The sequence below is a fragment of the Streptomyces sp. NPDC058751 genome, from assembly GCF_042746485.1.
Lineage (GTDB): Bacteria > Actinomycetota > Actinomycetes > Streptomycetales > Streptomycetaceae > Streptomyces.
This window is the reverse complement of record NZ_JBHYPZ010000078.1, coordinates 1-20,427: the sequence shown is the minus strand read 5'-3', so window position 1 is coordinate 20,427 and position 20,427 is coordinate 1. Positions and strand designations below refer to the sequence as shown.

At 70.3% G+C, this 20,427-nt stretch carries 22 protein-coding genes and 1 rRNA gene; 13 read left to right on the top strand and 10 right to left on the bottom strand.

The window, feature by feature from the left end:
* Positions 1 to 233 precede the first annotated feature (233 nt).
* Together ACFW6B_RS40225 and ACFW6B_RS40220 are read right to left on the bottom strand one after the other, a co-directional pair.
* Positions 234 to 1,232, bottom strand: a complete 999-nt coding sequence (locus tag ACFW6B_RS40225; RefSeq protein WP_386604743.1) for an anion permease — start codon at positions 1,230 to 1,232, stop codon at positions 234 to 236.
* 7 nt (positions 1,233 to 1,239) lie between these two features.
* On the bottom strand, positions 1,240 to 1,860 hold the full coding sequence (locus ACFW6B_RS40220) for a DUF47 domain-containing protein (protein ID WP_386604741.1): 621 nt from the start codon (positions 1,858 to 1,860) through the stop codon (positions 1,240 to 1,242).
* 237 nt (positions 1,861 to 2,097) lie between these two features.
* Here ACFW6B_RS40220 and ACFW6B_RS40215 point away from each other — a divergent pair, with 237 nt between their 5' ends.
* Positions 2,098 to 2,454: a metal-sensitive transcriptional regulator gene (locus ACFW6B_RS40215; RefSeq protein WP_386604739.1), complete on the top strand. Its 357-nt coding sequence runs from the start codon at positions 2,098 to 2,100 to the stop codon at positions 2,452 to 2,454.
* A 121-nt stretch (positions 2,455 to 2,575) separates the two neighbouring features.
* On the opposite strand, the gene ACFW6B_RS40210 is transcribed toward ACFW6B_RS40215, so the two are convergent.
* Complete coding sequence (locus ACFW6B_RS40210) at positions 2,576 to 2,764, bottom strand: hypothetical protein (protein ID WP_386604738.1); 189 nt, start codon at positions 2,762 to 2,764, stop codon at positions 2,576 to 2,578.
* A gap of 133 nt (positions 2,765 to 2,897) precedes the next feature.
* Positions 2,898 to 3,728 (bottom strand): hypothetical protein, encoded by an 831-nt coding sequence (locus tag ACFW6B_RS40205; protein WP_386604736.1) that lies wholly within the window; start codon positions 3,726 to 3,728, stop codon positions 2,898 to 2,900.
* A gap of 118 nt (positions 3,729 to 3,846) precedes the next feature.
* Between ACFW6B_RS40205 and ACFW6B_RS40200 the strand changes: the two genes are divergently transcribed.
* Positions 3,847 to 4,017, top strand: a complete 171-nt coding sequence (locus tag ACFW6B_RS40200; RefSeq protein ID WP_386604734.1) for a hypothetical protein — start codon at positions 3,847 to 3,849, stop codon at positions 4,015 to 4,017.
* Positions 4,018 to 4,403: 386 nt separating this feature from the next.
* On the top strand, positions 4,404 to 5,990 hold the full coding sequence (locus ACFW6B_RS40195; protein ID WP_386604732.1) for an FAD-binding oxidoreductase: 1,587 nt from the start codon (positions 4,404 to 4,406) through the stop codon (positions 5,988 to 5,990).
* A 132-nt stretch (positions 5,991 to 6,122) separates the two neighbouring features.
* Here ACFW6B_RS40195 and ACFW6B_RS40190 read toward each other — a convergent pair whose 3' ends face one another.
* The 4 genes from ACFW6B_RS40190 to ACFW6B_RS40175 form a co-directional block, all read right to left on the bottom strand.
* Positions 6,123 to 6,824: a phosphatase PAP2 family protein gene (locus ACFW6B_RS40190; protein WP_386604730.1), complete on the bottom strand. Its 702-nt coding sequence runs from the start codon at positions 6,822 to 6,824 to the stop codon at positions 6,123 to 6,125.
* Between the two features lie 191 nt (positions 6,825 to 7,015).
* Positions 7,016 to 8,023 carry an NlpC/P60 family protein gene (locus ACFW6B_RS40185; RefSeq protein WP_386604728.1) on the bottom strand — a complete coding sequence of 336 codons (1,008 nt, stop codon included), beginning with the start codon at positions 8,021 to 8,023 and terminating at the stop codon, positions 7,016 to 7,018.
* 105 nt (positions 8,024 to 8,128) lie between these two features.
* Complete coding sequence (locus ACFW6B_RS40180; RefSeq protein WP_386604726.1) at positions 8,129 to 8,908, bottom strand: trypsin-like serine peptidase; 780 nt, start codon at positions 8,906 to 8,908, stop codon at positions 8,129 to 8,131.
* Positions 8,909 to 9,008: 100 nt separating this feature from the next.
* Positions 9,009 to 9,467 carry an ATP-binding protein gene (locus ACFW6B_RS40175; RefSeq protein WP_386604724.1) on the bottom strand — a complete coding sequence of 153 codons (459 nt, stop codon included), beginning with the start codon at positions 9,465 to 9,467 and terminating at the stop codon, positions 9,009 to 9,011.
* Positions 9,468 to 9,676: 209 nt separating this feature from the next.
* Here ACFW6B_RS40175 and ACFW6B_RS40170 point away from each other — a divergent pair, with 209 nt between their 5' ends.
* The 9 genes from ACFW6B_RS40170 to ACFW6B_RS40130 all read left to right on the top strand — a co-directional run bounded on the left by ACFW6B_RS40170 (position 9,677) and on the right by ACFW6B_RS40130 (position 18,687).
* On the top strand, positions 9,677 to 10,522 hold the full coding sequence (locus ACFW6B_RS40170; RefSeq protein WP_386604723.1) for a helix-turn-helix domain-containing protein: 846 nt from the start codon (positions 9,677 to 9,679) through the stop codon (positions 10,520 to 10,522).
* 11 nt (positions 10,523 to 10,533) lie between these two features.
* On the top strand, positions 10,534 to 10,728 hold the full coding sequence (locus ACFW6B_RS40165; protein ID WP_386604721.1) for a DUF397 domain-containing protein: 195 nt from the start codon (positions 10,534 to 10,536) through the stop codon (positions 10,726 to 10,728).
* Positions 10,721 to 10,990: a DUF397 domain-containing protein gene (locus tag ACFW6B_RS40160; protein ID WP_386604719.1), complete on the top strand. Its 270-nt coding sequence runs from the start codon at positions 10,721 to 10,723 to the stop codon at positions 10,988 to 10,990. The genes ACFW6B_RS40165 and ACFW6B_RS40160 overlap by 8 nt, the downstream gene beginning before the upstream one ends.
* A 414-nt stretch (positions 10,991 to 11,404) precedes the next feature.
* On the top strand, positions 11,405 to 11,713 hold the full coding sequence (locus ACFW6B_RS40155) for a hypothetical protein (protein WP_037622434.1): 309 nt from the start codon (positions 11,405 to 11,407) through the stop codon (positions 11,711 to 11,713).
* Positions 11,714 to 11,922: 209 nt separating this feature from the next.
* The gene (locus tag ACFW6B_RS40150) at positions 11,923 to 12,774 is read left to right on the top strand and encodes a hypothetical protein (RefSeq protein WP_386604718.1); all 852 of its coding nucleotides are present in this window, start codon (positions 11,923 to 11,925) and stop codon (positions 12,772 to 12,774) included.
* A complete protein-coding gene (locus ACFW6B_RS40145; protein WP_386604716.1) occupies positions 12,764 to 14,092 on the top strand; it encodes a hypothetical protein in 1,329 nt (442 codons plus the stop codon). Before ACFW6B_RS40150 ends, ACFW6B_RS40145 begins: the two co-directional genes overlap by 11 nt.
* On the top strand, positions 14,089 to 15,648 hold the full coding sequence (locus ACFW6B_RS40140) for an SCO6880 family protein (RefSeq protein ID WP_386604714.1): 1,560 nt from the start codon (positions 14,089 to 14,091) through the stop codon (positions 15,646 to 15,648). Before ACFW6B_RS40145 ends, ACFW6B_RS40140 begins: the two co-directional genes overlap by 4 nt.
* A 14-nt stretch (positions 15,649 to 15,662) precedes the next feature.
* Positions 15,663 to 17,087 (top strand): ATP-binding protein, encoded by a 1,425-nt coding sequence (locus ACFW6B_RS40135; RefSeq protein WP_386604711.1) that lies wholly within the window; start codon positions 15,663 to 15,665, stop codon positions 17,085 to 17,087.
* 1 nt (position 17,088) lies between these two features.
* Positions 17,089 to 18,687, top strand: a complete 1,599-nt coding sequence (locus tag ACFW6B_RS40130) for a type VI secretion protein (protein WP_386604709.1) — start codon at positions 17,089 to 17,091, stop codon at positions 18,685 to 18,687.
* 13 nt (positions 18,688 to 18,700) lie between these two features.
* Here the strand turns inward: ACFW6B_RS40130 and ACFW6B_RS40125 are convergent, their stop codons facing one another.
* Positions 18,701 to 19,261 carry a GNAT family N-acetyltransferase gene (locus ACFW6B_RS40125; RefSeq protein ID WP_386604707.1) on the bottom strand — a complete coding sequence of 187 codons (561 nt, stop codon included), beginning with the start codon at positions 19,259 to 19,261 and terminating at the stop codon, positions 18,701 to 18,703.
* A 150-nt stretch (positions 19,262 to 19,411) separates the two neighbouring features.
* Here ACFW6B_RS40125 and ACFW6B_RS40120 point away from each other — a divergent pair, with 150 nt between their 5' ends.
* A complete protein-coding gene (locus ACFW6B_RS40120; protein WP_386604706.1) occupies positions 19,412 to 20,173 on the top strand; it encodes a CDP-alcohol phosphatidyltransferase family protein in 762 nt (253 codons plus the stop codon).
* A 171-nt stretch (positions 20,174 to 20,344) separates the two neighbouring features.
* Here the strand turns inward: ACFW6B_RS40120 and rrf are convergent.
* Positions 20,345 to 20,427, bottom strand: a 5S ribosomal RNA gene (rrf, locus tag ACFW6B_RS40115); the annotation flags it as partial.

Genomic DNA, 20,427 nt, shown 5'->3' with positions numbered 1-20,427 from the left:
CGCGATTTCCAGCCCCTCGGCCGCCTGGAAATCCAGCCCCTCCGGCGTTTGAGGAGCGGGGGTCCGGGGGCGGAGCCCCCGGGGACGGGAAGGGAAGGGGCGGAGGGGGCGAAACCCCAGGCGGGACCGGAGCCTCCGAGGCAGGACCAGGCCCCGGGGCCCCCGGGAACGCAAAAGGCCGGCCCCGAAGGACCGGCCCCGCGCGCTGCCGGGCACCGGCAGCGGTCGTACTCCTACAGGAACGCGAGGTTCACGATCCAGAAGCTGACGGCAGCCACGACCGCCGCGGCCGGCATGGTGATGAACCAGCCGAGGACGATGTTCTTGGCGACCCCCCACCGCACGGCGTTCACCCGCTTGGTAGCCCCGACACCCATGATCGCCGAGGTGATGACATGCGTCGTGGAGATCGGCGCCTTGAAGATGTAGGCCGTGGCGAACATGATCGACGCCCCGGTCGTCTCCGCGGCGAACCCCTGCGGCGGATCGAGCTCGATGATCTTCCGCCCGAGCGTCCGCATGATGCGCCACCCACCGGCGTACGTCCCCAGCGACAGCATCGTCGCGCAGACGATCTTCACCCAGACCGGGATCGGGTCGTCCGCCCCCTGCTCACCGGCGATGACCAGCGCCATCACCACGATGCCCATCGTCTTCTGGGCGTCCTGAAGACCGTGCCCGAGCGCCATGCCGGCCGCCGACACCGTCTGCGCGATACGGAAACCGCGCTTGGTCTTGTGCGGGTTGGACCGCCGGAACAGCCACATGATCACGGTCATCACGAGATAACCGGCCAGCAGACCGACCAGCGGCGACAGGAACATCGGGATGATGACCTTGTCGAGGACGCCGCTCCAGTAGACCGTCGTGCCACCGGCCAGGGCCGCGCCGACCATGCCGCCGAACAGGGCGTGCGAGGACGAGGACGGCAGACCGAAGTACCAGGTGATCAGGTTCCAGGTGATCGCGCCGACGAGCGCCGCGAAGAGGATGCCCATCCCCCTCGAGCCCTCGGGCGTCTGGATCAGCCCCTCACTGACGGTCTTGGCGACCCCGCTGCCGAGGAACGCGCCGGCGAGGTTCATCACCGCCGCCATGGCGAGCGCGGCCCGGGGCGTCAGGGCGCGCGTGGACACGGAGGTGGCGATGGCGTTCGCCGAGTCGTGGAAGCCGTTCGTGTAAGTGAAACCGAGCGCGACCCCGATGGTCACGATCAAAGCGAAGGTGTCCATGAACGGGTCAGGACTCCTTGACGGCGATGGTCTCCACCGTGTTCGCCACGTGCTCGAACGCGTCGGCCGCTTCCTCCAGCACGTCCACGATCTGCTTGAGCTTCAGCACCTCGATGGCGTCGTACTTGCCGTTGAAGAGGTGGGCCAGCAGCTTGCGGTGGATCTGGTCGGCCTGGTTCTCCAGACGGTTGACCTCGATCCAGTACTCCGTGAGGTTGTCCATGGTCCGCAGGTTGGGCATGGCCTCCGCGGTCAGCTCGGCGGCACGCGACAGGACCTCGATCTGCTGCTCGACGCCCTTGGGGAGTTCCTCGATGTTGTAGAGGACGACGAGATCGACGGCCTCCTCCATGAAGTCCATGATGTCGTCGAGGGACGAGGCGAGGTTGTAGATGTCCTCGCGGTCGAAGGGCGTGATGAAGGAGGAGTTCAGCTGGTGGAAGATCGCGTGCGTCGCGTCGTCACCAGCGTGTTCCGCGGCCCGCATACGCTCTGCGATCTCGGCCCGAGCGGAAGCGTCCGCCCCGAGCAGTTCCATCAGGAGTTTCGAGCCCGTGACGATGTTGTCCGCGGATGCGGAGAACATGTCATAAAAGCTCGTCTCCCTGGGGGTCAGACGAAAGCGCACGTTGGGGTCCTCGGGGTGCTTCGGTTCGGTCAGGCTGATGCTAGGCGCATCATCCGGCCACGGCTAACGGGCCGCCACCCAGTGTCGCCCATCAGGCACAGTGATCGGCACGGGGTCCGGGAGCGGCGCCGGGCAAGGGCTGCATACCCAGGAAAGTTCGATACGATATACCCACCAGGGGTATATGTAAGTGGCGTTTCAGACAGGATCGCCGATCCGATCCAGCGGGAGGACGCGATGACGACCACCGAGGCCGGCGCGGCAGCGCCCTCCGGGGACGCGCAGGAGGCCGTGACCGACCACGACCGCGGCATCCACGGCTACCACCAGCAGAAGACCGAGCACCTGAAGCGGCTGCGCCGCATCGAGGGTCAGATCCGCGGCCTCCAGCGGATGGTGGACGAGGACGTCTACTGCATCGACATACTCACCCAGGTGTCCGCCTCCACCAAGGCCCTCCAGTCCTTCGCCCTCCAGCTCCTGGAGGAGCACCTGCGGCACTGCGTGGCGGACGCGGCCCTCAAGGGCGGCGACGAGATCGACGCGAAGGTCGAGGAAGCGACGAAGGCGATCGGCCGCCTGCTGCGCACCTGAGCCGCCCGCCCGCCGCCGAGGTCACGAGAAGTGCGCGAAGCGTGAGAGATACGACGCACGTGACATACGCGACGTGCGCCCCTCGGACACCGGAGAAGGACCGGAAGGGGGCCGGAAAGGACTAGTCCTCCGCGCCCCGCTGCCCAGGGGCGCGCTCTTCGGCCACTTTCAGGACCGCGTCGATGCTCTCCAGGCTGAGGCGGTCCTCGTGCGCCGCCGAGGCCGCGATGATCAGCTCACCGCACAGATCGATCTCGGCGAGGGCCACGTGGTCCTGAACTGCCGCACCGCCGACCGGAGCCACGCGCACCACCTCTTCCTGCCGTCACCGACTTCCTAGAGTAGGGAGCGGCCTACACACCGCGCATGGCACGGAAGGGCCATTTCCAGCCCTCCTCTGAAGCTACGGCTCCGGATGCTCTTGCCCATTCCTCCGGAACCCACTACTCCGCGATCTTCCCCGTGTAGATGTCCGAGGAATCCGGCAGCCGTACGACGACGGGGCTGCCGAAGCCGTACAGCAGGAGCGTCGAGGCCACGTCGACGGTGCCCTTCCGCTGGCTGTTGACGAAGCTGAACCGGTGCCGGACCTTGCGCAGCCGCCCCTGGTCGTCGAGGTAGGCGTCGAACGGCACCGCGGTGGTGGCGAACCCCTTCGCCGCCGCCCTCAGCGCCGCCCGCTGCCCCTCCGGGGCGTCCCGCGCGGCGGCGCCGAGGTCGGCGGTCCCGCGGTAGTGCCGTACGGGGACACCGGCGACCTCGGTCCTGCCCACGTAGGTCACCGACCGCGCGCCGCGCAGCAGTTCGGCAGCGGCGTACGGGTCGGTGGCGCCGCCCGTGACCAGGTTGCCGTCCGTGAGACGGGCGGTCGCCACGCGTACCCATTTGTCGGCGGGCACTCCGGCCCCCCGGTTCTTCATGAACAGGGCGCCCGGGACGAGGAGTTCGGTGATCGGACGGTGCTCGGCGGTCCCCGCCGGGTCCTGGGGCAGCAGCACCTTCAGCCGCCCCGTCTGCTTCTTGAAGTCGTAGACGCCCTGCCCGCGGATGGTGACCCGGGTCCCGCCGGTGGCCATCTCCATGGACGTACTGGCCTTCGCGCTGCCCGCGCGCTCCAGGACGGCCACCGTCTGGCGCAGCGTGTCGACGGTACTGGGCCCGCTGCGGACGTCCTCCGCGGCCGCCCCTCCCGAGCACCCGGTGCCACAGACCATGAGCCCCGCCGCGACGAACGCGACCAGGACCGCCGGCCGTTCCTGCTGCTGCGCCACCATCGTCCACCGACCCCCAGCCGGTCCGTCCCGGGCCTTCCCGTCGTTCCGGTTAACGACAGGTGGGGGCACCCGTCACGCGGCAGGAATCCGTTCACTTGGCTTGGGTAACGTTGTCGGTGTGGAGCATCTGGACGAGACGGACCCTCTCCCCGGCCACCGGACGACCACGGTCGAGCAAGGCCCCTTCTGCCTGGCCCGCTGCACCTGCGGCTGGCGGGGCCCGGCCCGCCGCGCCAGGAGCCAGGCCCGCACGGACGCGGCGACCCACGACCTGGCCATGACCTCCTGACCCACCCCCACAACCTTCTCTCGCCCCCTCCGCCCCTGCCCTTCCCATACCCGGGGGCGCCGCCCCCGGCCCCCCGCTCCTCAAACGCCGGAGGGGCTGAAAACCACGCCGGTGAGGGACTGGGCCCAAGCCACCGCACACCCGCAGCCGGGATCCGGCGCGAGGGGCCGTGCCGGTACATCACATGCCCGTCGCCACCGACGGCCACCTCTCCGTCCAACGGCGACGGGCGGATGTACCGGCACGGCCCCGACCCCCCACCGGACGGGAACCGCGCCCACGACGTCGGCGCAGCGATCGACGCTGTTGCGGTTCTGCGACACGCCCCCACGGAACCCCCGGGCCCGGGCGCCCGTCTCGTTCCACGGAACCCACGGGAGGCACACATGCAACGGCGTTCGTTCATAGGCGGAGCCACCGCCGTCCTCGCGGCGGCGACGACGTCCGCCTGCGACACCGGCGACAAGGGCGGAACGCACGCCAACAACAAGGCCGGGAGCCCGAGCGCCACGGACACGACGGCCGGAACCACCGGCATACGCACGGAGACCGCGGCCAACCGCGCGGCCGCCAACTGGACCGCGCTGTCCCACCAGCTCGACGGCGCCCTGATCCGCCCCGGCGACCGGAGCTGGACCGCCGCCCACCAGCTCTACAACACCCGCTTCGACAACCTGAAGCCCGCCGCCGTCGCCTACGTCGCGCACGCCGACGACATCCGCACCACCATGGACTACGCCCGCGCCCACGGCGTGAAGGTCTCGATCCGCAACGGCGGCCACTCCTACGCGGGTTGGTCCTCCGGCGACGGCCGCCTGATCATCGACGTCTCCAAGCTGAACAAGATCCGCGCCTCGGCGAACGAGGCGGTGGTCGGCGCCGGTTCCAAACTGATCGACGTCTACCGCGCGCTGGCCGCCAAGGGCGTCACCATCCCCGCCGGCTCCTGCCCCACCGTGGGCGTCTCCGGTCTGACCCTGGGCGGCGGCCACGGCGTCGTGTCCCGGGCGTACGGACTGACCTGCGACAGCCTCACCCAGGCGACGCTGATCACCGCCGACGGCAGGCAGCTCACCGCGAACGCCACCCAGAACAAGGACCTGTTCTGGGCACTGCGCGGCGCGGGCAACGGTAACTTCGGCGTCGTCACCGAACTCCGCTTCAAGACCCACCCCGCGCCCCAGGGCGTCACGGCGTACATGACCTGGCCGTGGGCCAGGGCCGCCGCGGTGGTGAAGGCGTGGCAGGAGTGGGGCCCGAGCCAGCCCGACGAGATCTGGTCGTCCTGCCACCTGTCGAACGCGGCCGGCGGCACGCCCACCGTCTCCATAGCCGCCTTCTCCCTCGGCACCTACGGCGAACTGCAGAACGCGGTGGACCGCCTGGCGGACCGGATCGGCTCCCCCGCGCGCAGCGTCTCCCTCAAGCGGCGCTCGTACGAGGACGCGATGGAGGTGTACGCGGGCTGCTCGTCGTTCTCCACCGACGCCAAGTGCCACCTGCCCGGGTCGACGCCGGGCCGCAGCCCGCAGGGCGCCCTCGGCCGCGAGACGTACGCGGCCCGTTCGGACTTCTTCGACCGGTCGATATCGGCGGCCGGGATCCAGACGCTCCTGAACCAGATCTCCGCGGTCCGCGGCGGCGCCGGCAGCATCGCGCTCACCGCGCTCGGCGGCGCCGTCAACCGCGTGGCGCCCACGTCCACGGCGTTCGTGCACCGCCGCTCGCGCATGCTCGCCCAGTACATCGCCTCCTGGCGTGCGGGCACCTCGGGCGGCACCGCCCAGTCCTGGCTGACGGGCGCTCACGACGCGATGGCGCGGTACGCCTCGGGCGCGGCCTACCAGAACTACACCGACGCGACGCTGACCGACTGGCGCAAGGCGTACTACGGCGACGCGGCCACCCGCCTGACGGCACTGAAGCGCCAGTACGACCCGAACCGCTTCTTCTCTTTCCCCCAGGCTCTCTGAGGACGTCTCCCGGACACCGCGGCCGGTCCGGCATCCCGGACACGGAACGCCACGACCGAAATGCGCAGCGGCCCCGGAAGCCAGGACGCCGCAGCGGGCCCGGAAGCCGAAACGCCTCAGCCGCCCCCGCGGTTACGCGGCGAGGTCCCGCTCCTCCGCCTGCTCGGCCCGCGCCTCCGGGACCGACGCCTCCCGCCCTGCGGGTGCGGCGCCGCGCGCCCGGATCAGCCGTCCCACGCGCGGTGCCGTCTCCACGGCCTTCATGACCGGGGTCAACAGGGCCATGGCGAGCGGCGACAGCAGCAGGGCGACGGCCGTGCCGAGCGCGAACCCGCCGATGACGTCCGTCGGGTAGTGGACACCCATGAAAACCCTGCAGAACCCCTCGACCAGCGCCAGCGCGATCCCGGCGATCCCGAACTTCCGGTGGGTGATGAAGAGTCCGACGCCCATCGCCATGGTGATCGTCGCGTGGTCGCTGACGAAGGAGAAGTCGGTCTTGCCGCCCACCAGGACCTCCAGGCCCTGGTGGTCCACGAAGGGACGCGGGCGCTCCACGAAACCCCTTATCGGGACGTTCACGAGGAGCGCGACACCGGCCGCGAGCGGGGCCCAGACGAGCCCGGCCACGGTCGCCGCCGCGTCGGCCCCGCCCCGCCGCCGCGCGGTCGACCAGCACCACACGACCAGCAGGACCATCGCGAGCAGAAGACCCCACTCGCCGACGAACTCCACGACCTGGTCGACCCGGTGCGGCGTGTGCTTGGCCAGGCCGTTGATGTCGTAGAGCAGGTCGACGTCGGGGTTCGAACCGGATTCGGCGAGTTGCGCCATGGCGCTGCGGCCCCTTCGTCGTCTTTCCCGCGACCGCGCCCTTTCGCGCGCCGCTCGATCCACCCCCGTGGTTGTAGATCCGTTCTCTACGCCAAAGGGAACGCGCGGTCCCCTCCATTACGTTCCACCCTCCACGGAATGATCACGCACACGTTATCGAAGAGAGATACCGCAGCAGATCAGAGGGGGATTCATACCGAAGTGGGCAACGCTTTCGCGCCATCCTCGGTCACCCGCGTCGCACCGAAGTAGTCGGGGGTGTCGATGGGGTCGAACCGGATGACGGCACCCGACCTGGGGGCGTCGATCATGTACCCGCCGCCCACGTAGATGCCCACGTGCCGGATGGCGCGGGAGTCGGTGAGGTCGTCCGAGAAGAAGACCAGGTCCCCGGGCAGGAGTTCGTCCCGCTTGGGGTGCGGCCCCGCGTTGTACTGGTCGTTGGCCACCCGCGGCAGGGTCACCCCCACGCTCTCGTACGAGGCCTTGGTCAGACCCGAGCAGTCGAACCGTCCGCCCTGGTCAGCTGTACCGTTGCCACCCCACAGGTAGGGAGTGCCGAGCTTCTTCTGCGCGTACGTGATGGCCCCCGCCGCCTGCTTCGAGGGGTCCACGCGGGTCACCGGGGCCGCGAAGCTCTTCGCCAGCGTGGTGATCGTCTTCACGTAGTTCCGGGTCTCCGCGTACGGCGGCACGCCCCCGTACTTGATGACCGCGTAGGCGCCCGCGTTGTAGGCGGCGAGCATGTTCTCGGTGGGGTTTCCCGGTGCCTTCTTCACATAGGAGGCGAGCTCGCAGTCGTACGAGGCCGCCGACGGAATGGCGTCATTCGGGTTCCACACGTCGCGGACGCCGTCCCCGTCGCCGTCGACTCCGTGCGTGGCCCACGTCCCCGGAATGAATTGCGCTATCCCCTGGGCCTGCGCCGGACTCTGCGCCTTCGGATTGAATCCGCTCTCCTGATAGAGCTGGGCGGCGAGCAGGGCGGGATTGATCGCGGGGCAGAGATTGCCCCACTTCTGCACGAGGGACCGGTACGCGGCCGGTACGGCGCCCTTGGCGAGCCCGACCGATCCGCCGCCGATGCCGCCCGCGAGGTTCCCGGCGACCAGGTAGACGCCGACGACGAGCACCATCACGAAGCCCATCACCGCGCCCACGGACGCGGTCGCCACGATCCAGGCCTTACGCACCGTCAACCGCCCCTCGCCGCCCGGGAGTCCGCCGACGTCAGTGTAGAGGCGGCCTCCCGCGCGGGAGGGTCGTCGCGCGCGGACGGTGCGGCACGTCCGGCCGGAGGGGCGTCAGCCGGCCGTCGCGGCCACGCGGTAGAGGTCCTCGGCCTCGGTGCCGAACACGGGGCTGTACGAGACGTCGTCGGTGTCCCCGCCCTGTTCGTGACCGCCTATGACGCCGACGACCGCCCCGTCCCCGTTCACCCAGGGGCTGCCGCTGGTCCCGCCGGCGAAGGCGGGACACGCGACGCGCTGCTGCGTACGGCTGTGCGCGGTGGGCTTGTCGGCACAGGTGAGGGGGGTGTCGAGGGAGTCGGGGTATCCGGTGACGGTGACGGCGGTGGCCCCGGTGGCGCGGTGCGCGGCGAAGGCGTTCCCGCCGCCGACGGCGTCCTCGACCTCCTCGCCGTCGCGGGTGGCGAGGACGGCGAACGCGACGTCGCTGTCCTCGTCCCGGTCCCGTTCCCACCCCTCGGGGAGGAACACGCCCTCGACGTCCCAGAACCCGTACGGCGCCTCGCCGTCGCGGTAGCCGGGCGCGAAGGACAGCCCTGCCCCGCCGTCCAGGCAGTGGGCGGCGCTGACGACGAGGTCCCGCCCCTCGCCGTGCACGACGGAGGCGGTGCAGAAGTGCCCGCCGGCGCCGGCGCGCGCGGCGCTCCCGTGGAACAGGGCGCCCACCCGGACGCTCCGGCTGTCGCGGTCGGCCCGGACGGTCACGCCGAACGGCCCCGGCCCGTCGTCGGCCGCGGCGATGGACGAGGACGTCACCGCCAGCAGCACGAGGGCCGCACCGAGCAGTGCGGGCCGCCGGGTCCCCGGGAGACGGGTGAAGCGGATGCTCTTCATCGCCCCTCACCTTGCCGCGAGCGGGTGTGAAAAACCTCGGACCCGTCCGAGTATCACCCGTGAACGCCGACCCCGCCCGGCCACCGCCGCCCCACCCGGCTCAGCCCCGCCCGGGCCCGGGCCCGCGGCACTCGGCCCACAGCAGCTTGCCGCCCCGTGACGCCCCCAGCTCGCGCAGCACGGAGACCCCCCAGGCGTCGGCACAGGCCCGGACGAGGTGCAGTCCCCTCCCGTGCTCGCGCTCGTGTTCGTCCTCGTACGAGGGCCGTCCCTCGATCCGGTCCTCCCGGAACCCCGCCGGGACGGCCGGATCGGAGTCCCAGACGGCGACCCGCAGCAGGTCCGGTTCCGCGGAGAGGACACGGAGGGCGTACGGACCGGGAGCGTGCAGATGGGCGTTGGTCAGCAGTTCGGAGGCCAACAGCTCCGCCGTCGGAGACAGTTCGCCCAGTCCACGGGCGGAGAGAATGGCACGCAGGGTGACGCGTCCGATCCCAGGGGAACGGGGATCGTGCGGGAGTTGGAGGGTGTAGGACCAGGGCGGGGATACGGTGGCCATGGAAGTCTCCGATCACGGAGGGGAGTTGGACGGTGTCGTCTCGCTACGGTGCCCAGTGACCGCGGCCGCTCCGTCGAGCGGGGTACTTCTGGGCGGGGTCCCAGCAATAAAGTAGCGGCACTCGTGAAAGCTCTTACACGGATTCCGTGAAAGCGATGATCTATCACCCAAGCGGGTGACCTGCTGCACGAGAAAGGCGGGCTGGACCCGTGAGAAGCAACCCGACGGGTCGTCAACTCCGGCTGGGAGCAGAGCTGCGCAAGCTCCGGGAGCGCGCGGGCCTGACCTCGACCCAGGCCGGCAGGCTGCTCGGCGTCCAGCAGAACCAGATCAGCAACGTGGAGGCCGGACGCGCCGGAGTGAGCCCCGAGCGCGTACAGGCCCTGGCCCGCCACTACGAGACCAGCGACGGAGCCCTCGTCACGGCGCTCAGCCGCATGGCCACCGAGCGCGTCCGCGGCTGGTGGGAGGAGTACCGCGAGATCCTGCCGGGCGGCCTCATCGACCTGGCCGAGATGGAACACCACTCCACCCGCCTGACCGCCGCGGTCACCGCCCACGTCCCCGGGCTGCTCCAGATCCACGACCACGCCCGCGAGGTCTTCCGCCAGGTCGTACCGGACCTCTCGCCCCCCGACATCGAGCACCGGCTGTCGTTCCGCATCAAGCGCCAGACCGTCCTCTTCGACGACTCCCCCACGCCGTATCGGGCGGTCATCCACGAGGCCGCCCTGCGCATGCGGTTCGGCGGCTCCGCCGTCACGCGCAAACAGCTCCGGCACATCCTCGACATGAGCGAGCGCGCGCACGTCACGGTGCGGGTCATCCCGTTCTCCGCCGGCGCCTACCCCGGGTCCGGCCAGTCGATCCTGTACGCCCGCGGAGCGGTTCCCCAGCTCGACACGGTGCACCTCGACCAGTCGCACGGCTCGGCCCTGCTCGACGCCGAGGCCCAGCTCGACAAGTACCGCGTGCTGCTCGACCGCATGGAGGCGACCGCCCTCCCGCCCGAGGAGTCACAGACGTTCGTCCACGAAGTCCTCCAGGACCTGTGAAGGAGTCCGCGATGAACACGCCCGCCTGGCAGAAGTCCTCGTACTGCGGCGAGGGAGAAGCCTGCGTACACGTGGCCGGAGAGCGCGCCTCCGGCGCGATCCGCCTCACCGAATCCGGTGACCCCCGCGGAGCGATACTCACCGCCGCCCCGGCGGCCTTCCGCGATTTCCTGCGCGCGCTCAAGGAGGAGCACGACCGTGGCTGACATCCCCTCCGGCCTCGACTGGACCCGTGCCGCCCCCGAGGACGCGACCGGTCCGGGCCCCTGGATCGAACTCGCCTTCGGAAGCGACGACTTGGTCTACATCAGGGAGACCGGCGACCCTGAGAACGTCGTCACGACCACCCGCAGGAAGTGGGACGTGTTCGTCCTGGGGGTACAGGCCGGCGAGTTCGACCACTTCGTGGAAGGGGTGGAAGGGCTGGAGGACGGGCGGGCTCCCGCTCGCGCCGAAGACCGCCCGTGAGGCCGGGCGGACCGGCCCGGCCCGCCGCCGTCCACCCCGCGCGCCCCGGCGACCCGGGGAACACCGGCACGACGCACCGTCAGAACCGTTCCCGCGCGACCGCGTCCGTTCGAATTCACCCCGCGCACGAGGCGTAGAAGGGGACAACGACAGAACCACGCGCCAGGTTTCGCTTCCGCTTCATTGCCCGGTGTGACCACCCGTGATACACAGAGTGACGATACGACTCCTCGAATGCCGCCGTGCGCCTCCCGCGAGGGTCCCGCGTACGCCGGTGACAAGGAATTCGCACGAATCCCGCCAACCAATGACGTCAAGTCGACATACGAAGGCGTCATTGTCGGCGAGAATGGGCCCGACCTCTGCGCGCAGTGGCAGGGGGTGCAGAACTACCCACTAGGGGCGGTGACTTACATGCTTTTCGCAGCCGACAAGGGCGACATCAACACAATCATCGGTGGAATCGCCCCGGACTGGGGCCCCTTCGGCAGCCTGGGCAACGAAGCCAAGGTGATGGTCGAGGTGGTGATGGCGGTCGCCATCCTGCTCTGCCTCGGCATCGCGATCTGGGGTGCGGCCAAACAGCGCATCGGCGCGACCGCGCTCCGCGACACCTTCAGCGCCGAACAGGGCAAGGGACTGATCATCGCGGGACTCACGGGGGTCTTCATCATCGGATCCCTCGGCACGCTCTTCACCATCGTGTACGGCATGGCCGTGTAGCCCGGCCCGGACGCGCCGCACCCGGCGCGCCGTCCGTACCCGGCCGGGCGCGCCCGGATCCCCGCTCCTCCGATCCATCCGTCCGTCGTGCCCACCGGCTGAGGTTGCAACTCCCTGATGTCCAGTCACCACACCGCGCCCGCGAGGGAACCAGCACGGCTACCGTCGTACTACGTGGTTCAGCGAGAGATTGAGGGGGCGTACGCGGCATGAGTCTCGGTGACGAACCCGGGTACGGCGACGGCCCGCGCGGCGAGGAGGGGGGGTACGGCGGCTCCGGCCAGACCCGTACCCGCCTGCCCGACCGTCCGGGTGACGTCTACGGCGGCGCGCGGCGCGGACGCGGATCCTCCTCGCGGAGCCTGGTCACGGTCGTCGGCGTGGTCGTCCTGCTCATCGCCGCGATCGCCTTCGCGAACCGCGGGGACGACACGGCCTCGTCCGGCGACGGAGGCGGCGACAAGGCGAAGACGTCCCCCACGGCGCCCTCCGGCGACCACCCGGTGACGACGAAGTCCGCGGGCATCCCGTCGGGCTTCCCCCACACCGGGGAGGGAGCACAGAGCGCGGCAGCGAACTACGCGGTGGCACTGGGTTCCACGAGCATGTTCAAGACAGCCACGCGGCACGACATCGTGAACACCATCTACACGCCTGCCGCCGCCGACCGGCTCCAGGGTCCGATGGACCAGGCGTACTCGGCGGACTTCCTCAGCAAGCTGGGACTCGACGCGAACGGCAATCCGCCGGAGGACAGCACGTTCGTCTCGCGCACGATCCCCGTCGGCACCAAGGTCGGGCAGTACAACGCATCCGGCGCCAAGGTCTCGGTCTGGTACATGGGACTCATCGGCATGTCCGGCCAGACCTCGACCGACCCGGTCAGTTCCACGTGGAAGACCTGGACCTTCGAGCTCCAGTGGAACGACGGCGACTGGAAGATCGTGGCGGACTCCCAGACGGACGGGCCCGCCCCGGTCCCCGGCGACGACAAGGCCGCCACCTCCGACGAGATCAGCAAGGCCATCGAGGAGTACGGAGGGTTCACGTATGCCCGGTAGCCGAAGCAGTGTCCTCAAGCTCGCGGCCGTCGCCACCGCCGTACAGAGTGCCGCCGTCCTGCTCGCCACACGTGCCGCCGCGGCACCGACCCCGACGCCCTCGCCCTCCCCCTCCAAAGACCAGTGCCGTCTCCTGATCGGCCCTGCCAAGCGGTACTGCGAGAACGGCACCAGCGGATCCGGCAAATCCGGCCTCACCACCGACCCCGGCACCGCATCCACGCTGGACCCCCTCTCCTCCCTCGCGAACGGCTGCGCCGACGCCGCCTCCTGGACCATCGACAAGCTCTCCGCCGCCGTGAACGACACCGCCAACGTCGACTTCACGAACCCCAAGTTCCTCCAGCAGTACGCCGTCGTCTTCGCGGCGTCCACGATCCTGACCCTGCTCCTGTGGCTGCTGGCCGTGGCGAAGCGGGCCGTGCGCGGTGTCCCCCTCGGCACGGCCCTGTCCGAGGCGATCGGCTTCCTCTGGCTGACCGTGCTGGCCTCGGCCTTCACCCCGCTGATCCTCCACACCGTCGTCTCGGCGACGGACGGGGTCACCGAAGTGCTCGCCAAGACCACGGGCAACCAGACGGACGCGTTCTTCGGGACGTTCTCCGGCGCCCTGGACAAGGGCGGCAACATCGGCGGCGGCCCCATCATGCTCATCGTCGTCTCGATGGTCTCGATCCTGGCCGCCGGAGTCCTCTGGCTGGAACTGGTCATCCGGGCCGCCCTGCTCTACGTCGGCGCCCTCCTCGGCACCGTCGTCTACGCGGGCCTCGTCGACAAGAACCTGTGGGGCCACGTCCGCCGCTGGGCGGGCATCATGATCGCGGTGATCCTGGTGAAACCGGTCATCGTCATCGTGCTCGGCCTCGCCGGCGCCCTCAGCGCCGACGAGGGCCCCGACGCGTTCTCCGCCGTCGTCTCCGGACTCGCCATCATCCTGCTCGCCATCTTCGCCAGCGCGATGATCTACCGCTTCGTCCCCGGCTTCGGCGACGAGATCGCCGGCTCCCGCAACAACCGCATCATGCAGGGCGCCGAGGGCAAGGCCGCCGCCGTCATCAGCTCGCCGGCCACCCTGGTCGCGCAGGGCATCAAGACGCACAGCTCGCGCGCCGACAACAACGGAGGCGGCGGAGGCAGCAGCCAGCCCCGCCCCGCCAACCCCGCGTCCGGCGGTGTGGCCGCGCACAGCGGCCGTACGCCGAACGGAGGCGGCGGATCCGTCCCCTCCGCCGCACCACCGCCGCGCAGCAGCGCGGTCAACACCCCGCACGCAAGCAACACCCGCAACAGCAACCGCACGGGAGGTGAAGGGCGTTGACGACCGATTCCCACCTGTCCCATCCGGTCACGCCCCGCCGTACGTATCTGATCGGCCGCGCCCGGCCGAACGCGATCGTCGGCCGGAACCGCGAGTCCGGCGAGATCGCGCTCATCATCGGCGGCGCGTTCCTCGGCATGATGTGCGGCCTGCTCGTCCCGGTGCTGTCCCTGCGGATCGTGCTGCTCACGGGCTTCCCGATGCTCGCGCTCGCCGCGGTGTACGTCCCGTACAAGCGGCGCACGTTCTACAAGTGGTTCGAGATCAACCGCAGCTACAAGCGGACCCTGCGCCAGGGGACGACGTACCGCAACCAGGTGATGGAGGCCGGCACCCGGATCGACGGCAGAGAGGTCGAGATCGGACCGCCGCCCGGCATCGGACGCATCTCCTGGCTCGCCGCCCCGTTCGGCCCCGACGAGATCGCCGTGCTGCTGCACGCCGACCGCAGGACCGTCACGGCGGCCATCGAGATCGAGGGCCCGGGCGTCGGCCTGCGCGACAGCGAGGACCAGGAAGCCCTGGTCGACCGTTTCGGCACCCTGCTCAAGCACGTGGCGAACGGCGACGGCTTCGTCACCCGCCTCCAGATGCTCGCCCGCACCCTCCCCGCCGACCCCGACGCCCACGCCAAGGACGTCTCCGTACGCGGCGACGACCGGGCACCGGGATGGCTCCAGCAGTCGTACGACCAGCTCCAGTCGATGGTGTCCACGAGCAGTGAGCAGCACCGCGCCTACCTCGTCGCCTGCATGCACTACTCGCGCGAGCTCGCCGCCGAGGGCCAGGCCATGGCGCGGGCGGCACGGCCGCAGGGCGGACGCAGGGTCGACCGGGACGCCGGACTCGCCGTCGTCATGGCACGCGAGCTGACCGACATCTGCTCCCGGCTCCAGGAAGCCGACATCCGCGTACGGCAGCCGCTCGGCCAGGGCCGCCTCGCCTCCCTCGTGCACTCGATGTACGACCCCGACCACCCGATCGACCACATCCAGGCCATGACCAAGCGCAACGCCTGGCCGGCCGAGCTGGACGCCATGGAGCCGACGTACCTCCAGGCGAAGACCCGCGAGTCCTCCACCCGCGCCCCTTGGTGCCACGCCACGGCCTGGGTGAAGGAGTGGCCGATGACCCCGGTCGGCGTCAACTTCCTCGCCCCGCTCCTCGTCCACACCCCCGACGTCATCCGCACGGTCGCCGTGACCATGGACCTCGAACCCACCGAGATCGCCATCGAACGCATGCTGACCGAGAAGACGAACGACGAGGCCGAGGCCAGCCGCGCCGCCAAGATGAACCGCACCGTCGACCCGCGCGACATCGCCTCGCACAACCGCCTCGACCAGCGCGGAGAGGACCTGGCGAGCGGCGCCGCGGGCGTCAACCTCGTCGGCTACATCACCGTCTCCTCCCGCTCCCCCGAGGCCCTCGCCCGCGACAAGCGCACCATCCGCGCCTCGGCCGGAAAGTCGTACCTCAAGCTGGAGTGGTGCGACCGCGAGCACCACCGCGCCTTCGTCAACACACTGCCGTTCGCCACCGGAATCCGCAGGTAGGGGCTGATGCACTGATGCGGGATCCGTTGTCCGCCGCCACGGACGGCTTCACGTCCTTCCTCTTCGGCAAGGTCGAGACGACCCGCCTCCCCGTACGCACCTCCACGGGCCAGGCACAGGCGGTCTACCTGCCCACCGCCGCACCGGGTCTCGGCGACTCGGGCGTCATCATCGGCCGCGAGGTGTACTCCGGCAAGGGCTACATCTACGACCCCTTCCAGCTCTACGGCCAGCAGCTCCCGGCCCCGCACTGGCTGGTCCTCGGCGAGTCCGGCAACGGCAAGTCGGCCCTGGAGAAGACGTACGTCCTGCGGCAGCTGCGCTTCCGCGACCGTCAGGTCGTCGTCCTCGACGCCCAGGGCGAGGACGGCGTCGGCGAGTGGAACCTCATCGCGCAGGAGCTGGGGATAACTCCCATCCGGCTCGACCCGACGGCCGCCCTGGACATGGGCATCCGGCTCAACCCGCTCGACCCCTCGATCACGACGACGGGCCAGCTCGCCCTGCTGCGCACCATCATCGAGGTCGCGATGGGCCACGGGCTCGACGAGCGGTCCGGCTTCGCCCTGAAGGTCGCGCACGCCTACGTCAACGAGACGATCGTCGAGCGCCAGCCGGTGCTCACCGACATCGTCGAGCAGCTGCGTCACCCCGAACCGGAGTCGGCCGAGGCGATGAACGTCGCCATAGACGACGTACGGGCCTGGGGCCTGGACGTGGCCCTGGTCCTGGACCGGCTGGTCGACGGTGACCTCAGGGGCATGTTCGACGGCCCCACGACGGTCGGCATCGACCTGGACGCCCCGCTCATCGTCTTCGACCTGTCGCACATCGACCGGAACTCCATCGCCATGCCCATCCTGATGGCGATCGTCGGTGTGTGGCTGGAGCACACCTGGATCCGGCCCGACCGCAAGAAGCGCATCTTCCTGGTGGAAGAGGCCTGGCACATCATCAACAGCCCCTTCGTGGCCCAGCTCTTCCAGCGGCTGCTGAAGTTCGGACGCCGCCTCGGCCTGTCCTTCGTGGCGGTGGTCCACCACCTGTCGGACGTCGTCGACGGAGCGGCGGCCAAGGAGGCCGCCGCGATCCTGAAGATGGCCTCGACGCGGACCATCTACGCCCAGAAGGCGGACGAGGCCCGCTCGACGGGACGGGTCCTCGGCCTGCCCCGCTGGGCGGTCGAGATCATCCCGACGCTGACCCCGGGCATCGCCGTCTGGGACGTCAACGGCAACGTCCAGGTGGTCAAGCACCTCATCACCGACACGGAACGCCCCCTGGTCTTCACCGACCGCGCGATGACGGAGTCCTCCACCGACCTCCTCCCCGACGACGCCCTGTACGCCGCCGAACTGGAGGCCGAGGAACGGGCGGCCGCCTTCATGGAGCAGCATCTCGGCGACCTCGACGGCTCCACCGAGTCCACGGTGGCGTGAGATGAGCCAGTACCCCGACCGGCACGACCACCGCCACGCCCCCCGGCACGAGGGAACGGGCGGCATCCCGGACGGCCTGCTCGTCGGGGTGCTGGGCTTCCTCCTCGGCATGACCCTGATGGTGTGGACGGCGACGGGCCTCGCGGGCTGGTTCTCCCGCGGCGCCTGGCCGGACGCCATCACCTTCACCCGTACGCCCCTGGCCATGCGGCACCTGATCGGCAAGCCCCATGACATCGCCGGCGCCTGGCCCGACACCCCGCCCGCCCAGCTGTCGGGCTACGGCCTCTTCTGGGGCCTGTTCATCGGCCAGCTGATGGTGCTGCTGGTCCTCACCGTGTTCGTGATGGGCACGGTGGCACGCTGGCGGGCCGTACGAGCGCGAAGACGAGTGCAGGGCCCGCGGGCCGGGGGGTCCGAGCGACCGTCCGGAACCTCCACGGACGCGCCCGGTCCGATGCCCGACCCGATGGTGCCACCGGCCAGGACGGAACAACGGCCGCTGCCCGCACAGCCCCTGGAGACCGCCGCCAGGGCGGTCGAGCCGGCCTCGCAGGTGCCCGAGCCCGCGGGCGCTCCGGCACACGAGCACATGGGCGGTCCGGACACCGTCGCCGCCGAGACCGTCGCGGTCCGGGCCGCCGCGGCACCCCAGCCGAAACCGGCGTGGACGTCCGCACACGCGGTCGTCCTCGCGCCCGCGGAAACCCGCCACCCCACCGCGGCCCAGGCCGTGCGCGACGCCGAGGGCCCGGCCCTCGTCATCACCTCCGACCCCCGCACCTGGTCGGAGACCAAGGACGCCCGCGCCAAACTGGGCCCCGTCCTCCTCTACGACCCGGCCCACCTCTGCGACACCCCGGCCCGCCTGCACTGGTCCCCCTCGGCGGGCTGCGAGGACAAGGAGACGGCGGCGGCCAGAGCGGCCGCCCTCCTCGCGCCGGTACGCCCCTCCGCCAAGGCGGACCAGGCGATGGCCGACGTCGCGGAGACGCTCATGCGCAGCTACCTGCACGCCGCCGCGGTGGAGGGCAAGGCGTTCCGCCACGTCCACCGCTGGGCCCAGGGCTCACAGGTGCAGGACGCCGTACGAGCCCTGCGGACGAATCCCAAGGCCGCGTCCGGCGCCGCCGGCGAGCTGGAGGCCGCGCTCGTCTCGCACCCCGAACGCCGGGACATCGCGCAGGAGCTGACGGCACGTGCGCTGTCGGCACTCGGCACGGTCAACATCCGAGAATCCTGCACTCCGAACCGAAATGACAGCCTCGCCTTGGATTCCTTCGTCAACGAAGGGGGAACTCTTTATATGATCGGTGAACCCATCGAGGACCCCAAGGCCGGCCCCGGCGCCATGCCGCTCCTGACGGCCCTCGCCTCAAGCGTGGTCGAGCGTGGCCGGCGCATGGCCGAACGGTCATCCTCCGGTCGGCTCGACCCACCACTCACGCTCGTCCTGGACGACGTCGCGGCCGTGGCCCCGCTCCCCCAGCTCCCCGATCTCCTGACCACGGGCCCGGCCCGCGGCCTGCCGACCCTGGCCCTCCTGCGCTCCCGCGAACAGCTCCGCTCGCGCTGGCCGCAGTACGAACTTCCGGTCTGAGCCGGCCGCCGGCCTACCCCCGGTCGACGGCGTACTCGATCTCCAGCTCGCCGGTGCTCCCCGGCATCGGCACCGTCTCCCCTGTGGGCAGGAAACCGGCCTTCCGGTAGAACGCCTCGGCACGGCCGTTCTTCTCGTGGACGAACAGCCTCACGCGCTCGAGCCCGGCCTCCCAGGACCACGCGAGAGCGGCGTCGAAGAGCCCCCGGGTCACCCCGGCCCCGCTCCCCCGGTAAGCGGGCCGTACGTACACCCCCACCAGATGGCCTTGCCTCCGCTCGGGCACCTGCCCGAACACGTCGGTCACCCCGGCTTCCTCGACCAGCACGGTCACGGACCCGGCCCACACCCCGTCCTCGCCCACGGCCACGATCTGCTGCCGCTCCGTGGAGCCGACGGCAGCCCCGGACGCCCGGTCCTGCCAGAAGCCGTCCGGCCTGGCCACCGCGTCCTCGTAGGTCTCCAGGAACGCGAGGTGCGCGACGGGGTCCCGCAGGGCGTCGAGCCTGAGCTCCTTCACCTGCCGCCACTCGTCGGGACGTATGGAACGGATCACGTGGGCCGTGGAGTTCATGCCGGCCACCGTAGTACGCGCGTACGGCCGGGCTCATCCGATATCCACCCTGCCGGTCACCGCCGCCCCGGCCACCGTCATGCTCTTCCCTGTACGGCATTGTGAGCCGACCGATCCGATCACGCGCAAGCCCTCCAGGGAGAACACCGCATGGCCAAAGTCCAACTAGAGGAACTCCGCAACGTCATCCACCCCACGGGCAAGCTGGACAGCCGGGCGGAGCACTGGGCCGGACGCCTCTACATGAGGTCCCTCTCCCTGCGCGTGACCCGCCATCTCGTCGACACCCGCATCTCGCCGAACCAGATCACCGTGATCATGGTCTTCGCGGGCATGCTCTCGGGAGTCGCCCTGGTCCTGCCGGGCCTCGGCGGAGCCGTTCTCTCCGTCGTCTTCATGCAGCTGTATCTGCTGCTCGACTGCGTGGACGGCGAAGTGGCCCGCTGGCGCCGCCAGTTCAGCCCGCTCGGCGTCTACCTGGACCGCCTCGGCGCCTACCTCGCGGACGCCGCCGTGATGGTGGGCATGGGCATCCGCGCCGCCCAGCTCGGCCTCGACCCCTACCTGGTGGCCGGCCTGGTCTCGGCGATCGGCGTGCTGCTCCTGAAGTCGTCCTCCGACCTCGTGCACGTGGCCCGTTCCGACAGCGGCATGGAGAAGGCGACCGACGCCTCCGTCGTCCCGCGCTCCAGCGGTCTCGCCCGGGTCCGCCGGCTGGCCTCGGCCGTGGGTCTCCACCGCCTGGTCAACGGCATCGAGTGCACCATCCTGCTGCTCGTCACCGCGGTCGTCGACCTGGCGCTCGGCGATCTGACGGCCACGCGGATCGCGACCGTCGCCGTGACGGCGATCGTGTGGCTGCTCGTGCCGGCGCACGTCGTCTCGATCGTCGCGTCGTCCCGCCTGAAGTAACGGCACCAACAGAAAAAAGGGGGCGGTCTCCATGGGGAGACCGCCCCCTTCGTCATGAGAACCGTCTCGTCTTTGTCATGAGAACCGTCCTACGGAACTGTTCAGAACTGTCCCTGAACGCAGAAAACCCCCGGACCGGTATCCCCGGTCCGGGGGTTCTCTTCAAAATTTGTTCGGCGGCGTCCTACTCTCCCACAGGGTCCCCCCTGCAGTACCATCGGCGCTGTGAGGCTTAGCTTCCGGGTTCGGAATGT

Bases quoted from the DNA above. Each gene is read 5' to 3' on its own strand.
- ACFW6B_RS40225 (WP_386604743.1), bottom strand. From the start codon at position 1,232: ATGGACACCTTCGCTTTGATCGTGACCATCGGGGTCGCGCTCGGTTTC.
- ACFW6B_RS40215 (WP_386604739.1), top strand. From the start codon at position 2,098: ATGACGACCACCGAGGCCGGCGCGGCAGCGCCCTCCGGGGACGCGCAG.
- ACFW6B_RS40205 (WP_386604736.1), bottom strand. From the start codon at position 3,728: ATGGTGGCGCAGCAGCAGGAACGGCCGGCGGTCCTGGTCGCGTTCGTC.
- ACFW6B_RS40195 (WP_386604732.1), top strand. From the start codon at position 4,404: ATGCAACGGCGTTCGTTCATAGGCGGAGCCACCGCCGTCCTCGCGGCG.
- ACFW6B_RS40190 (WP_386604730.1), bottom strand. From the start codon at position 6,824: ATGGCGCAACTCGCCGAATCCGGTTCGAACCCCGACGTCGACCTGCTC.
- ACFW6B_RS40180 (WP_386604726.1), bottom strand. From the start codon at position 8,908: ATGAAGAGCATCCGCTTCACCCGTCTCCCGGGGACCCGGCGGCCCGCA.
- ACFW6B_RS40175 (WP_386604724.1), bottom strand. From the start codon at position 9,467: ATGGCCACCGTATCCCCGCCCTGGTCCTACACCCTCCAACTCCCGCAC.
- ACFW6B_RS40165 (WP_386604721.1), top strand. From the start codon at position 10,534: ATGAACACGCCCGCCTGGCAGAAGTCCTCGTACTGCGGCGAGGGAGAA.
- ACFW6B_RS40155 (WP_037622434.1), top strand. From the start codon at position 11,405: ATGCTTTTCGCAGCCGACAAGGGCGACATCAACACAATCATCGGTGGA.
- ACFW6B_RS40150 (WP_386604718.1), top strand. From the start codon at position 11,923: ATGAGTCTCGGTGACGAACCCGGGTACGGCGACGGCCCGCGCGGCGAG.
- ACFW6B_RS40145 (WP_386604716.1), top strand. From the start codon at position 12,764: ATGCCCGGTAGCCGAAGCAGTGTCCTCAAGCTCGCGGCCGTCGCCACC.
- ACFW6B_RS40135 (WP_386604711.1), top strand. From the start codon at position 15,663: ATGCGGGATCCGTTGTCCGCCGCCACGGACGGCTTCACGTCCTTCCTC.
- ACFW6B_RS40130 (WP_386604709.1), top strand. From the start codon at position 17,089: ATGAGCCAGTACCCCGACCGGCACGACCACCGCCACGCCCCCCGGCAC.
- ACFW6B_RS40125 (WP_386604707.1), bottom strand. From the start codon at position 19,261: ATGAACTCCACGGCCCACGTGATCCGTTCCATACGTCCCGACGAGTGG.
- ACFW6B_RS40120 (WP_386604706.1), top strand. From the start codon at position 19,412: ATGGCCAAAGTCCAACTAGAGGAACTCCGCAACGTCATCCACCCCACG.